This is a genomic window from Bacillus cereus ATCC 14579, assembly GCF_000007825.1.
Lineage (GTDB): Bacteria > Bacillota > Bacilli > Bacillales > Bacillaceae_G > Bacillus_A > Bacillus_A cereus.
The window spans coordinates 1487914-1502596 of the sequence record NC_004722.1 but is presented as its reverse complement, the minus strand read 5'-3'; the positions used below and the strand labels follow the sequence as shown (position 1 = coordinate 1502596).

Sequence of the window (14683 nt, the reverse complement as noted above, 5' to 3'; positions counted from 1 at the left end):
GAATGAAAGGTAGGAGAAAGTATAATGTCAGATAATTATCGTTCTCGTACAGAACGAAATCATGTGAAAAATCAAGAGAAAAAAACACATAAAGAAGAAAAACCAAAGAAAAAAGGCTCCTTTTTCAAGAAATTTCTTATAGGTTGTCTACTTCTTGGTATCGTTGGTCTTGTAGCCGGCGTTTCCGCTTTCTTTGTTATGGTAAAGGATGCTCCAAAATTAGACAAAGCCAAACTTGTTAATCCTTTATCAACAAAGTTTCTTGATAAAAACGGGAATTTCTTCTATGAATACGGTGCTGAAAAACGAACACACGTTACTTATGATCAAATTCCAAAAGTAGTTGAAAATGCATTCCTTGCAACTGAGGATTCGCGTTTCTATGATCATAATGGAATTGATTTTAAACGAACTACAAAAGCAGTTATGGAAAATGTCACTGGTGGTTTCGGTTCCCAAGGTGGTAGTACGATTACACAGCAAGTCGTTAAAAACTACTTTCTAACGATGGACAAAACTGCTAAAAGAAAAGTACAAGAATGGTACTTATCTTACAAATTAGAGCAACAATACTCTAAACATGAGATTTTAGAAATGTACTTAAATAAGATTAATTTAGTTGAGACTCCCACGACTAAAGTCGCAAGCCCTAATCCTTACGGATTGACGGGTGGGATTCTTGAATGACTAAACGTTCGCAGTCCATTTCTGTTTTGAACAGACTTCAAGATGAGGGCATCTCATTGCCCCTCCTAAGACAGTGCGTATAGCATCTTAGGCTGATTGACTGTTACCATCAATCACAGTTGCGTAGCGAATATTCATCGCCCCAACAATATCACGATGTTTCTCAAATCCACATCGGCACTTGTATTTTCTGTCTGGTGCTTTGTTCTTTTCAGAACATTTCGGACATGTTTGACTTGTATAAGCAGGGTTCACATATTCTACCTTAATACCAACTAAATTCGCTTTGTATTCAATGAATTGTGCTAAACGATAGAATGACCAAGTGTGTAGATTTTTCTCGTTTTTACGGCTTGTTCTTGCCGTCTGTCTAATATTCGTTAGTTGTTCTAAACGAATAACAGAAATGTTATTATCAGTTGCAAAGTCAATGATTTCACGACTTACTTTGTGGTCTTGGTCTTGCATCCATCTTTGTTCTTTATCATCAAGTTGTCGAATGGCATTTAATTTCTTATTTTCACCTAACTTCTTACGAACACTACGAAACTTACGTTTCATATATTTGTTTTGTCTACCATTGCCGAAGAAACGAACTTTCTCATCGTCTGTGATGGCTACCGCAGGGACTTTAAGACCTAAATCTACCCCTAAAATCTTCGTTCCTGTTTTTTCATTTGTAGGAATTGTGACAGATATTTGAGCAATCCACTTATTAGATTTCTTCGTGATACGAAGTGTACCTAACTTGTGTGTTAACAAATTAAAATTGCGATTATATTTATCAGTTAATAAAGCACGAACCTTTAAGCGAGTTGATTTTCCATTTACCATGAGTGGAACTGAAATGTGCGTGAAGTCAAACGAATAGTTTTGATTGTTCCATACACAAACAGGTCTCTTTAGAATCGGAATAACTTTGTATTTACTTTTTTTCACCTTTGTAGAAAACACACTTTTAGCGTCTTTAATTGCTTGGTTCTTCACTGCGCTTGGAAGATTCGCTTCAACATCTTTTGTACTTTTCTTAGTGCTCTTCTTCGCTTCAGCCATTTCAGATACAAGTGTATTAATGACTTTGATATACTCATAGCTACTTTGTTCCAATAACTGAATTTGTTCTTTTGTTGGAAGCAATTTAACTTTGACTGTGATTGTTTGTGACACAATTTTCACCCCCTCGTCTTTTGATTTTCAACATACTGTTTAATTGTCTCAGTCGATACATTTCCAGCAGTAGAAACAAAATAGGAACGTGTCCATAGACTTGGCAAGTGTTGAAGATGAGGAAACTCTCCTCTCAAACGCTTCGATGTCACTCCTTTAATTTTCGCCATTGTGTCAGCAGGACTAAGTGTTGGTAGTGTATTTAAGAACAAGTGAACGTGGTCTTTGTCGCATTCCATTGCGACAATAGCAACATCCATTTCTCCGCATATTTCTTGAACCAACTCTTTGAAACGTTCTTCTACTTTTGTGTTAAGAAAAATTTTTCTTCTGTATCGCGGGCAAAACACAAAATGGTAGTTAATTAATGACACAGTTGTTTTGGTTCTTCTATAATCATTTATCATATTCACATTGTATCAGTTTTACTTTTAAACTACACCACAAAAGATACCAATATTTTGGATACTTAAAGTACCACAAACTTAGCGATTTTTAGTGGTACTCCGTATCCAACCTCACTTTCATCCCATGCCTAAAGGCGATGGGCTTTCCCGTTCGGAAAGGGCTGTAACCGTTCATACGGTATTGCGACAGCAGCGCAAAAATATTATGGTAAAGATTTAAAAGACTTGCAATTACATGAAGCTGCTATGCTCGCTGGTTTACCCCAAGGTCCAAACATTTATGATCCAACAAAAAAGGAAAATGTTGAACGAGCAACAAATCGTCGTAATGTCGTATTATCATTAATGAATCGACATGGTTATATAACAAAAGAAGAAATGAATAACGCCGTTAAGATTCCAGTAACTGAGGGCCTTCAACCGTCTTCAGAAGTAACTGAGATGAAGTATCAAGCATTTTTAGATGCGGTTGTAAAAGAAGTTGAAAAAGAATATCCTGATGTAAATATCGGTTCAGATGGTTTAACGATTCATACAACACTTGATCAAGATGCTCAAGATTACGCCGACAAAATTATGGATGGCAATCTTATTAAGTATCCGGACGATCAATTCCAAGGGTCATTCGTATTTATGGATACACAGTCTGGAGAAGTTCGAGCAATTGGTGCTGGACGTAAAGAAAGTAAGTCTACTTTCAAAGGTCATAATATGGCAACTGATTTAAAACGCCAAGTTGGTTCAACAATGAAACCAATTTTCGACTACGGTCCGGCAATTGAAAATTTACAATGGTCTACATACCATCAATTAAACGACTCAGAGTATACGTATTCCAATGGTAAGAAAATACAAAATGCAACAAAGAGTTACAAAGGTGACGTTTCACTACGTGAAGCTTTGAAAAAGTCATTAAACATTCCAGCTTTAAAGACAGCACAAACAGTTGGTCTTAATAAGTCAAAAGAATTTGCTGAAGGTTTAGGCATGACCTTTAAAGAAGGAAAAGTCTACGAATCAACAGCAATCGGTAGTAACGATAGTTCTCCATTAGAAGTAGCAGGTGCATATGCAACCTTTGGTAATAGTGGTAACTATAATAAACCACACTTCGTAAAAGAAGTAACCTTCCCGGACGGGAAAAAGAAAAGCTTTAAACCGAAAGAACATCGCGCAATGCAAGACTATACAGCTTATATGGTTACTGACGTTCTTCGTGACGTAGTAAAACCTGGTTCTGGTGGTACAGGTCCAACAGCATACGTTTCAGGTGTTGACGTAGCAGGTAAAACAGGAACACAAAACTTTGATGAATCAGTTCTTCAAAAATATGACATCCCAGCTGATGCAAACAGAGATAGCTGGTTTGCTGGATATACGCCACAATACACAATGGCTGTTTGGACCGGTTACGAAAAAGATGGTCCAAAAAATTATGTTAGCGATCGCTCCACTAGAATTGCACAGCAAATGTTCCAAGTAATGATGAGCAAATTCGCTACAGATAAATCACGCTTTGAACGTCCTTCTTCTGTACAAGAAATAAACGGAGAGTTATACGTAAAAGGTGCGAAAAAAGATGCAATTAAACAAATTAAAGTAGATGCCCCTAGTGGTCTGAATGTCACTTTTGATGGCGCTAGCACAGTTACACTAAACTGGTCTGGACCAGCAGAAGTTGATGCATATGCAGCCAGCTATAAAGCAACTGACGGTTCAAGTGGTAGCCTATCAATAAGTGGTACGACAGCTACTCTTGGTGGTATTAAACCAGGTGTTACTTACAGCTTCTCTGTAGTAGCGAAAAAAGGTACTGGCACAAGCCCAGCAGTTGGTGCATCCTTCACTGCGCCTGGCGGAACTCCAGATGCAAAAAAAGCTGAAGAAGAGGCTAAGAAAAAGGCCGATGAAGAAGCTAAGAAAAAAGCTGATGAGGAAGCCCAGAAAAAGGCTAATGAAGATAAAGTAAAACAAGACGAAGCTAAGAAAAAGGCTGAAGAAGAGGCTAAGAAACAACAAGAACAACAGCAAGAACAACAACGTAAACAGCAAGAAGAAGCTCAAAAGAAAGCTGATGAGGAAGCTAGAAGGAAAGCTGAAGAAGAAGCTAAGAAAAAAGCTGAAGAAGAAGCTAAGAAGAAAGCTGAAGAAGAGGCCAAGAAAAAAGCTGAAGAAGAGGCTAAGAAACAACAAGAACAGCAACACCAAAATCCCGGAGGAGATACACCTCACGCAGACGGTGCTGTTGTTACAACAGAGTCCTAATATACAAAAAAGAAGTCCGTTTCTCTTAACGAGAAGCGGACTTCTTTTTTGTTATCATTTTCTTTACATACAGCTTTTCTATTTCGATATACAACTGCGCTAATTGAATATAAGAATGATAATTACTCGGTTTCTTTATAATGAATGAATATCTTTCCATAAAATTAACAGGTTGCACTTTTAATTTATTCGTATTTATTTGCATTTCATTCAAACTATGAACAGGTTGTTCATTTAGCCAATAGACAACCGATAACAAGTGAGCTGCAAAAAGAATCATTGGTCCCTCAGCCTCTTGCTTATTTCTATTTCGAAACAGTATAGCAATGTCTTCATGCTTATTTTTCCATACATTCAACATCACTGGAATGCTGTTTTCAATTTCCTTCCATGGCTCATACTGTCTTTCAATATCAAATATAAAGTAAGTATTTTGTATTATCTCTTCAAAAGAATTGTCTGTATGATACTTAATTAAATTTACACTTTCTTTAAAAAATGGTAAACAGTGAAATTCTTTCGGTATTTCTATAACTCGTTCCATCCTTTATTTCACCTTCATTCGCTTCTTTCCTTCACGACATACTTCTAACAGTCTGCATTCCTCACATTGCGGTCGTTGTGCTTTACAATGATAACGTCCAAAGAAAATCATACGATGATGTGTAACTCCCCACTCATCCATTGGTACTTTCTTCATTAATGTTTTTTCTACTTCTAACACAGAGTCTTTCCATCTACACATAGCTAATCGTTTACTCACTCGCTCCACATGTGTATCAACAGCAATTGCCGGAATTCCAAACGCTACGGAAACTACAACATTCGCTGTTTTCCTTCCTACACCTGGTAATTTCGTAAGTTCATCTCGATCGTTCGGTACTTCTCCATTATAGTCATCTAATAACATTCGGCATAATTTTTGAATGTTTTTTGCTTTATTTCTATACAATCCGATAGAGCGTATATCTTGTTGTAATTCTTCTAGAGAAACACTTAAATAATCTTCTGGTGTTTTATATTTTTGAAATAAATTTCTTGTCACTTTATTTACAAGTACATCCGTACATTGTGCAGATAACGCCACCGCGATTACAAGTTCAAATGGATTATCATGAACCAATTCACAATGTGCTTCTGGATACATATCCGCCATTGTGTCTAAACAATAACGGATTTGCGTTTTGTTAAGCATATTTTTCCTCCTATATTACTGCTCCAACCAATTATAAAAAGGCACTTTTCCAGTAAATTTCGTCTCTTGTTTTGTCATTTGTTGTGCCCTTTGTTGATTCGCTCTAAATTTTTGACCTTGATTTTGAGCCTGATCTACCGTTTTAATTCCATTCTTTTTCCACTCAAATAAAATACGATCAATATATCGGAAATTTAGTTTTCCACTCATTACAGCTTCTCTAAGAGCCGCTTGAATTAAATTTGGATGATGTTGATCTTGGTCCTCCCACATCCCTAACGTTTCACATTCGAACGGCGAAAGTGGTCTTCCAAATTCTTTTTCAAATACTGTATATAAATTTACTTGTAGCTGTTTTTTTTCTTTTTGCTCTTCCTCTATTGATTCATCCATTAAGAAATGTAATATTTTTTCCCATAACGGTTGTAAAGAATAACTTTCGCACATCATCGCTTCTGATCTTTGTCCACCTTCTAGTGATAAAAAACCTTTTTGAATCAACGTCTGAATTACTTCCATACATTTCATTTCCGTTATCGTCATCCGTTCAGAAATCTCTGAAGGAGTCGGAAACGAATTACCTGATTCTAAAAATGTGTGTACATGAAGTACAACCATAAATTCCGTCTCATTTAAACCTAATTTTTTATAATGCATCATAAGTAATTTTGGAATTGCAATGCTTCCCTGCTCAAACCACTGTAACATCATTTTCTTTTTCATCACCAAACACCTCGCTCTCTAGTATAACACACCTTTAGCTATTTCTTTTTGCCACAATCCGTCAAAAAAACCTCCCCATTAATAGGGAGGTTTTTTATATTACATGAATGAAATATAAAATTAAGCTTGCACTTTACTTTTCATAAATGTATGGATGCGCTCTAATGCTTTCTCTACTTGTTCAAGAGATGTCGCATATGATAAACGAACATTATTTGGAGCACCAAATCCTGTACCTGGTACAAGAGCCACTTTTTCCTCTTCTAATAGAGCTTTTGCCCAATCATCAACTGTTGCATATCCTGATAAAGCTACAGCTTCTTTTACGTTAGGGAATAAGTAAAATGCCCCTTGCGGTTTAATACAAGTAAAGCCAGGGATTTGAATTAATTTATCATAAATGATGTTTAATCTCTCTTCAAAGGCTTGACGCATTGTTTCCACAGGTTCTTGTGAGCCTGTATATGCCGCAATTGCGCCGTATTGAGCGATTGAAGTAGGGTTTGACGTACTATGACTCGCTAAATTCGTCATTGCTTTAATAAGCTGCTTATTTCCTGCAGCATATCCAATACGCCATCCTGTCATAGAATGAGATTTAGATACACCATTAATAATAAGTGTTTGTTCTTTTAATGCATTAGAAAGCTGGGCAATTGAAGTATATTCTACGCCACCATAAATTAATTTTTCATAAATTTCATCAGAAACGATTAAAATATCATGTTCTAAACATACTTCTCCAAGCTGTTGTAATTCTTCTTTGCTATAAATCATTCCTGTTGGATTGCTCGGTGAATTAATAATAACTGCTTTCGTTTTCTCTGTAATTGCCTCACGCAGCTGCTTTGCTGTAATTTTGTACTCATTGTCTTCTAAACCTTCTACATAAACCGGCTTACCGCCAGCAAGCTTTACTTGCTCTGGATAGCTTACCCAGTAAGGAGTTGGGATGATAACTTCATCTCCCTCATCAAGTAATACTTGGAATAATGTATATAATGCATGCTTTGCACCATTACATACAATAATTTCAGATGGATCATACGCAATACCTTGATCGCGAGTAAATTTCTTCACAATTTCTTGTTTTAACGATTGTAATCCACCTGTTGGTGTATACTTCGTATGCCCTTCTAACATCGCTTTATGTGCAGCATCCATAATATGCTCTGGTGTATTAAAGTCAGGTTCCCCTGCCCCTAATCCAATTACATCATGACCCTCTGCTTTTAGTGCTTGTGCCTTTGCTGTAATTTCTAAAGTTGAAGACGGTGTTAAAGCAGCTACTCGCTTTGCTAATTTCATTTGTAGTTCCCCCTACATCTATTTTTCAATGCTATATCGTCTTAAAAATTTTCCATCTTTAAATTCAAGATAGTAATAACTATAACGATTGTCATCATCAATATATGTAACTTCCCATAGTGGTACATCATTTTCAAAGCCTAATTTCACTTTCATAATCTCTTTCGGCTTACTTTTTGATTCCTTACTTTCATTGCCGACTTGCTCTATTGTTCTTTGTATAGCCTCTTTTTCAGAAATACCTTCGCTCTTTTTCCTTACTACAGTATCCCCTTTTTTCTCAGGCACCCAAACGATAAGTTGTTCTCCCTTTTCATCTGTACCTTGCACGACTATATATGCAGATTTTCCGTTGTAATAATCAACAGATTTCACCTTTGTAAGCTTTGCTTTTTCTTTAGCAATTTCTACAAATTTCGACTCTTTTGGAATTTTCTTTCCCATCGCTTTATTATAAACATACGCCCCATATATTCCGCTAGCAACGATAACAATAATGATTGCAAAGATCCACTTTTTCATTGTATCACTACGTTCTGTAAATCGTAAATACAGCTGTTTCTTTATCTTTTTCGTCTAATGCTAGTCCGAACATGAGGTCCTGCTCTTTTAACGTACGATTTAAACTATCAACAATTTTATACAAATCCGACGAATATTTAATACGCGTCGTTGATAGTACTTCGATTTTCTTATCCATGAAAAAACTCCTCCGTTACACAAAAATTTCTAATTATAGAAGAACGCAATGCGGTTACAATAAGAGTACATTCTTTACAACCCCTGCTTCATCACCCATCTATTATAGCAGGACATGTACAGCAAAAAAAGGTTTCAAGTCGAAAACCAACACATTTTGTATACAAGAAGTAAGAAAAATAAAATTCCTCCTACCCACATTTTTTACGCCTGAAGTTTATAAGTACTTCAGGCGTATTTTTCTTCCATTTTTATTCATTTGATGGTTCTTCTAATTGTACTAACAATTCTTCTAATGGTCCTTCATAAAGAGGTACGTTAGGAATCGATTGTAGAAATCGTTTTCCATAGGAAGAACTCGTCAAACGACGATCTAACACTACTACCGTTCCTGTATCTGTATTCGTTCGAATTAAGCGGCCGAATCCTTGTTTGAAACGTAATATTGCTTGTGGGAGCGCTAATTTAGCGAATACATCTTCACCTTGATTTTTTAGCCACTCACCTTTCGCTTCCATCATCGGCTGATGAGGAGGTGTAAATGGTAGACGGACTATAACAAGACAACTTAAGGCATCTCCAGGAATATCTATTCCTTCCCAGAAACTGCTCGTCCCTAATAAAATTGATTTGTCGAACTCTTGAAACTTTCGAATTAAGCGGCTTCGACTTCTATTATTCACACTTGGGTGAGTAATAAATAACCCTCTAATTCATCATTATTTTTTAAATTCGCATCCGCTTCTTTTAACATTTCATACGAAGTGAATAAAACGAGCATTCTGCCTTTTGTGGCTTTCGCTATCTTTGCAATATGTTCCGATATAGATTCAATATATCGCTCATTACTTACTTGCTTAATAAAAGGTACATCCGTTGACACCATTAATTTCATCTGTTCATCATAACGAAATGGCGACGGAACCTTTAAAGTATTTGGAGCGAAATCATGTAAACCAAGTTCCTCTTTTATATAATCAAACGTATCGTTAACTGTTAGTGTTGCGGATGTAAAAATAACACTCTTTTTTTCTGTTAAAAATTCATCAGCAAATCTTTCACCAATATGAACAGGCTGTGCATATAGAACTGTTGAATGAATCGTCCCTTTCGTTTCAGTCTCCATCCAAGTTACATACGAATTCTTTTCTAATACGAGTAACTGTAATGATTCTGCCATCTTTCTCAGCAACTCAATTAAATGCATAAATTCACCTGTTACAACATGCATCTCCCATTCTAACTTACTTTGCAATATATCCACTTGCTTCTCAAGAGCAGTTACTACCCTTCTTAATTCATATATAAAACGATTTGTTAATTCGACGATACTATCCCACAACTTACCTTTTTCTAGTTCTGCGTTATACCTATAGATGAGCGGCATATTATTCGTTCCTTGCTCTTGCTTTGTTTGTTTAAATATAAAAGTACGTAACATTTGGAAGAGTTCATCCGCATCAAACTTAAGTTCCTTCAAACTATAACTTATCATACGGAAAGTTGAACGAGATGCTTGCTCTGATTTTTTCATCATTTTATATACTTTGGAGAGTACATCTTCTGTTTCTAGTGTCCCAAGACGAGATATAACCAATTGAAAATACATACAAGAGAACTGTTCACCCAATGTTCTACTCGCGGCTTCTTCAATATGGTGAGCTTCATCAAAAATAATATGTTCGCATGAAGCAAACAACGGTTCTTCACTTGAAAAATCTTGAAATAATAACGCATGATTTGTAATAACGATATCTGCAAATAAAGCTTTATTCTTCGCTCGCTGGTAAAAACAACGACTAAACCAATTACTTTGCATACCGCCTGGACTATACGCATCGCTACAAATACGATTCCAAAGTAACTTTCCGCCCTCAGGAATATTTAATTCGTCTCGATCACCTGTTTCAGTTTGCAATAGCCAAACTAAAATCTTCGCCTTTGTAAGTGCCATATCATAATTTTTTTCTTCCTCTTGCAAAGCATACTCAAATTTATGTAAGCATAAATAATGCTTTCTTCCTTTTAGAAGAGCTACCTCAAATGAAAATGGCATTATTTTTTGTAATAACGGAATTTCTTTTTCTAATATTTGTTGTTGGAGTTGTACCGTTTGTGTACTTATAATGACAGGTTCTTCTTTTCTCTTTGCAAAATAAAGACTAGGAAGCAAATAAGCGAGAGTCTTTCCTGTTCCTGTACCGGCTTCAATTAGTGAAAAACGAGAATCTCTTAACGCCGTATATATCTCTTTCATCATCAGTTGTTGACTTTCTCTTCTTTCAAACTTTGGCATATGTGATTCCAATTTATCCATCGTTTTATTCAAGAAAGCATCAAACTTTGATGAACACGTTTCTCCAAGGTTTAAGGAATAGTTCCGCTTTTTCAGCGCAATATTTCGATGTATTTCATACTCCGCTATATCTTCTTTACCGTGCATTACTTTCTTTAAAATATTTTCAGAAAGCACATCAGCTATATCGCTTTGGAACACATCACTTAATTCATAAAGCGATTGCAACGTGACAAGTGGTAACTTTTCAATTTCATTTAAAAATTGTAAAAATAATTCCGCTGTTGCAAGAGCATCACTATCCGCACGATGTGGTTGATCGTGCTCTAGTTCATGCTTCTTAGCTAAATCACGTAATTTATAACTATCGGCTGTCGGCAAAAGAATTTGAGCCAATTCAACCGTGTCGATTTTCGGACAATGTATTTCTGTATATCCAGCTTGCCTTAATTCTTCATTTAAAAAATTCCAATCAAAGTGAACATTATGCGCAACGAAAGCCGCACCTTGTAATAGCTCAACAATCATCGGGGCTACATCTTGAAATAACGGGGCTTGTTTTACAAGACTTTCATCAATCCCTGTTAATTCTGTAATAAATGGTGGGATCTCTCTCTTTGGATTAACAAAAGACGAAAAAATCTCCAATATCTCTCCATCTTCTACTACAACAGCTGCAATTTGGGTAATTTTATCCTTCCCATCTTTCCAGGAGTTCCCTGTCGTCTCTAAATCAACAACGACATAACGCTTACTCATATATGTAACACCTCAATTTCTTACCTTTCAAACAACAATAATTTATATAATGTTACTATACCACGTTTTATCTCATCTTAATGAAAAGATGCACAAAAAAGCTATCTCCGCAATGGAGATAGCCTTTCTACTTATAATATCGTACCCGCTTTTTCAGCACCTAACATTTCAATAATTTGATTATTATCGTCTAGTACTGCAATTTTTGGTTCTTGTGTATGAATCTCTTCTTCCGTAACTAGCCCATAACAAATAATAATTACTTTGTCCCCTGGTTGTACAAGTCTTGCCGCAGCACCGTTTAAACAAACAACACCACTACCGCGTTCCCCTTTAATAACGTATGTCTCTAAGCGAGCACCATTATTATTATTTACAATTTGGACTTTTTCGTTTTCTACAATATTTACTGCATCCATTAAGTCTTCATCAATTGTAATACTACCTACATAATTTAAATTTGCCTCCGTTACAGTTGCACGATGTAACTTTGCTCTCATCATTGTGCGAAACATAGATGCTCCCCCTTATTTAACCGTTAATGTTATATTGTCAATTAATCTTACATTTTCAAACTTAACTGCAATAGCTAAAATGATTCTTCCTTCGACTTTCTCTACCATTGTTAATGACGGATATGCATATAAATCCGCATAATCTACAGTGCCTTTCGTATGCGTCTCAATATAATCTTTCACAAGATTTGTAATGATTTCCGGATTACGTTCACCTGCCTCAATTCTTTCTTTCGCTATACATAGGCTGCGGTATAAATGAAGAGCTTCTTCACGTTCATCTTGTGATAGGTACACGTTACGAGAACTTTTCGCTAAACCATCTTCTTCCCTTACAATATCAACTGGTACGATTGTAACTGGAATATTGAAATCAGTTACAAATCCTTCAATTACTGCAACTTGTTGAGCATCTTTCATACCGAAATAAGCACGCGTTGGCACCGTAATATTAAATAGTTTCATCAGTACAGTTGCAACACCAGCGAAATGACCAGGTCTTTGTTGACCGCATAATACGTCCGTGCGCTTCACAACTTCTACTGTTGTTGTTTGTTCTGCTGGATACATTTCTTCTACACTCGGATAAAATAAATAATCTACACCGTTTTCTTTTGCTACATTTTCATCTCTATCAATATCACGAGGATATCGATCTAAATCTTCATTTGGGCCGAATTGTAGCGGGTTTACAAATACACTTAAAACTACAATTTTATTTTCTTCTCTTGCCTTACGTAATAAAGTAGCATGGCCTTCATGTAAATAACCCATTGTTGGAACAAAACCAATACTCTTTCCACTTGCACGAAGTTCGCTTGTAATTTGCTGCATATCTTGCACTGTAGTTACGATTTTCATTATTGTTTTCCTCCGTATAACGATAAGCATTCTTCCTCTTTCATTGTGAACGAATGTTTTTCTTCAGGAAATTGCCTTGTCTTTACTTCAGTAACATATTGTGAAATCCCACGCACAATCTCCTCTTGAACAGACGTATATTGCTTCACAAATTTCGGAACACGATTTACGCCGTATGAGATAAGATCATGATAAACAAGCACTTGTCCATCTACTTTTTGTCCTGCACCAATCCCAATTGTTGGTATTGTTAGTTGCTCTGAAATAAGTTCTGCTAACTGCATTGGTACACATTCTAACACAAGCGCTATTGCACCAGCTTCTTCACATTTCTTTGCATCTTCTATTAATTTTTTTGCACTCTCCGCATCTTTTCCTTGCACTTTATATCCACCCAACACTCCTACCGATTGAGGGGTTAAACCTAAATGCGCTACAACAGGAATTCCTGCGTTCGTCAAATATTGAATCGTCGATATAACTTCTCCAGCACCTTCTACCTTCAGTGCGTGTGCCCCGCTCTCTTGAACGATGCGACGTGCATTCACCATCGTTTCTTGTAATGATACGTGATACGACATAAATGGCATATCAGTTACAATAAACGTCTCTTTCGCTCCACGGCGTACAGCTTTCGTATGATGAATCATATCCTCTACTGTTACAGGTACTGTTGAATCGTATCCGAGTACAACCATTCCAAGAGAATCTCCAACTAGAATCATATCAACTTCAGCTTCTTCTGCTAATTTAGCAGATGGATAATCATACGCCGTTAGCATTGTAATCGGCTCACCTTGCTCTTTCATCTTCAAAAAATCTGTTTTTGTTTTCAAAAACTACTCCTCCTTTATGCAGGAGAGAGGAGATGGCCGAAATCATATAAAAAACCCCTCTGACCATAAAAGGGCAGAAGGGTTGTGTGTTAGTCGGCATTATTCATCCCTCTGTCCCAGTCCGTTATTGGATCAAGGCAGAATCCAAGTTATTATTTTTCGTATGACTTCGAATCATGGTGCAGTTCGCTCTGATACTGCCCACATTCGAACTAATTATAGCAAACTACAAAAAGGAATTACTACATTTTTTTGAAAAAATAATTTTTTATTCTTATTACGGTATATGAAATTTAACACGAGAGTATATATGCTATACAGTTTTTATGGAGAATTCTATCCTGAAAAGATACATGTTTTTTCAACGCATGCTAAAAAAGTCCAAGTTAATTTTTTCTGTAATCCATTTAACTGTATAGTATAACTCTTAAACTAATGATGCAGGTTAATTGAGGAAAGTACTTAACAAAGGAGAATTGCAGATGTCTATGAACAGGTGGTTATTTCGATTCAGCAGTTTGCTTGTAATGATTGTATGGTGGATGTCTTTAGGATCCTCCCATGTATTTGCCTCAGTTACTGTCGTAACACCCCCCACCGATTTAACGAAAGTGATTGAGGTTGAACTAAATGATGATTACTTTAATCCAAATGTTATCACGATTCCGCTTGCAGGATCAACAACATTACTATTGAAAAATAAAGGTAAAAACGAGCACACCTTTACAGTGAAAAAACTCGGCATTGACGTCGTAATCGAGTCAGGAAAAGAAAAGAATATTACCGTGAAACCTAAAAATACTGGTACATATGAATTAATATGTCGATACCATCTTCTTAAAGGAATGGCAGGCAAAGTAATCGTCAAATAACATGCCCTGCCAATTAGGCGGAAGATATTTTGAAATGAACTTTAAATATGAAAAAAATTTATTATCATGTTACAAATTCAACTCAAAACTATT

12 protein-coding genes and 3 pseudogenes are annotated in these 14683 nt (G+C 36.2%); 3 read left to right on the top strand and 12 right to left on the bottom strand.

All coding sequences use genetic code 11. The annotated features are described in order from the left end of the window. Positions 1–24 precede the first annotated feature (24 nt). Positions 25–618 (top strand): annotated as a pseudogene (locus BC_RS07700) (transglycosylase domain-containing protein); the annotation flags it as partial. 156 nt (positions 619–774) lie between these two features. On the opposite strand, the gene BC_RS07695 reads toward BC_RS07700, so the two are convergent. Further along, positions 775–1854, bottom strand: coding sequence for an RNA-guided endonuclease TnpB family protein (locus tag BC_RS07695; protein ID WP_000084148.1), 1080 nt, complete (start codon positions 1852–1854; stop codon positions 775–777). A gap of 5 nt (positions 1855–1859) precedes the next feature. Further along, positions 1860–2261: an IS200/IS605 family transposase gene (gene tnpA, locus BC_RS07690; RefSeq protein WP_000606465.1), complete on the bottom strand. Its 402-nt coding sequence runs from the start codon at positions 2259–2261 to the stop codon at positions 1860–1862. A gap of 162 nt (positions 2262–2423) precedes the next feature. Here tnpA and BC_RS07685 point away from each other — a divergent pair. Continuing rightward, positions 2424–4526: pseudogene (locus BC_RS07685) on the top strand (penicillin-binding transpeptidase domain-containing protein); the annotation flags it as partial. A 25-nt stretch (positions 4527–4551) separates the two neighbouring features. On the opposite strand, the gene BC_RS07680 reads toward BC_RS07685, so the two are convergent. The 10 genes and pseudogenes from BC_RS07680 to panB all read right to left on the bottom strand — a co-directional run bounded on the left by BC_RS07680 (position 4552) and on the right by panB (position 13718). Next, on the bottom strand, positions 4552–5070 hold the full coding sequence (locus tag BC_RS07680) for a YpoC family protein (protein ID WP_000442652.1): 519 nt from the start codon (positions 5068–5070) through the stop codon (positions 4552–4554). 3 nt (positions 5071–5073) lie between these two features. Continuing rightward, on the bottom strand, positions 5074–5721 hold the full coding sequence (gene nth / locus BC_RS07675) for an endonuclease III (RefSeq protein ID WP_000933034.1): 648 nt from the start codon (positions 5719–5721) through the stop codon (positions 5074–5076). Between the two features lie 15 nt (positions 5722–5736). After that, positions 5737–6444 (bottom strand): DNA replication protein DnaD, encoded by a 708-nt coding sequence (gene dnaD, locus BC_RS07670; protein ID WP_000728552.1) that lies wholly within the window; start codon positions 6442–6444, stop codon positions 5737–5739. Between the two features lie 120 nt (positions 6445–6564). Then, the gene (gene aspB / locus BC_RS07665) at positions 6565–7752 is read right to left on the bottom strand and encodes an aspartate transaminase AspB (protein ID WP_000761572.1); all 1188 of its coding nucleotides are present in this window, start codon (positions 7750–7752) and stop codon (positions 6565–6567) included. An 18-nt stretch (positions 7753–7770) separates the two neighbouring features. Further along, positions 7771–8274, bottom strand: a complete 504-nt coding sequence (locus BC_RS07660) for a DUF5590 domain-containing protein (RefSeq protein ID WP_000758739.1) — start codon at positions 8272–8274, stop codon at positions 7771–7773. A 7-nt stretch (positions 8275–8281) separates the two neighbouring features. Beyond that, on the bottom strand, positions 8282–8452 hold the full coding sequence (locus BC_RS07655) for a YpmA family protein (RefSeq protein ID WP_000358352.1): 171 nt from the start codon (positions 8450–8452) through the stop codon (positions 8282–8284). Positions 8453–8702: 250 nt separating this feature from the next. Beyond that, positions 8703–11506: pseudogene (gene dinG, locus BC_RS07650) on the bottom strand (ATP-dependent DNA helicase DinG). Positions 11507–11637: 131 nt separating this feature from the next. Then, complete coding sequence (gene panD, locus BC_RS07645) at positions 11638–12021, bottom strand: aspartate 1-decarboxylase (protein ID WP_000490184.1); 384 nt, start codon at positions 12019–12021, stop codon at positions 11638–11640. Between the two features lie 12 nt (positions 12022–12033). Continuing rightward, positions 12034–12882: a pantoate--beta-alanine ligase gene (panC, locus tag BC_RS07640; RefSeq protein WP_000706996.1), complete on the bottom strand. Its 849-nt coding sequence runs from the start codon at positions 12880–12882 to the stop codon at positions 12034–12036. After that, on the bottom strand, positions 12882–13718 hold the full coding sequence (gene panB / locus BC_RS07635; RefSeq protein ID WP_000851109.1) for a 3-methyl-2-oxobutanoate hydroxymethyltransferase: 837 nt from the start codon (positions 13716–13718) through the stop codon (positions 12882–12884). Before panB ends, panC begins: the two co-directional genes overlap by 1 nt. 482 nt (positions 13719–14200) lie before the next feature. Between panB and BC_RS07630 the strand changes: the two genes are divergently transcribed. Then, complete coding sequence (locus tag BC_RS07630) at positions 14201–14590, top strand: cupredoxin domain-containing protein (protein ID WP_000062387.1); 390 nt, start codon at positions 14201–14203, stop codon at positions 14588–14590. The last annotated feature ends 93 nt before the right edge of the window (positions 14591–14683 follow it).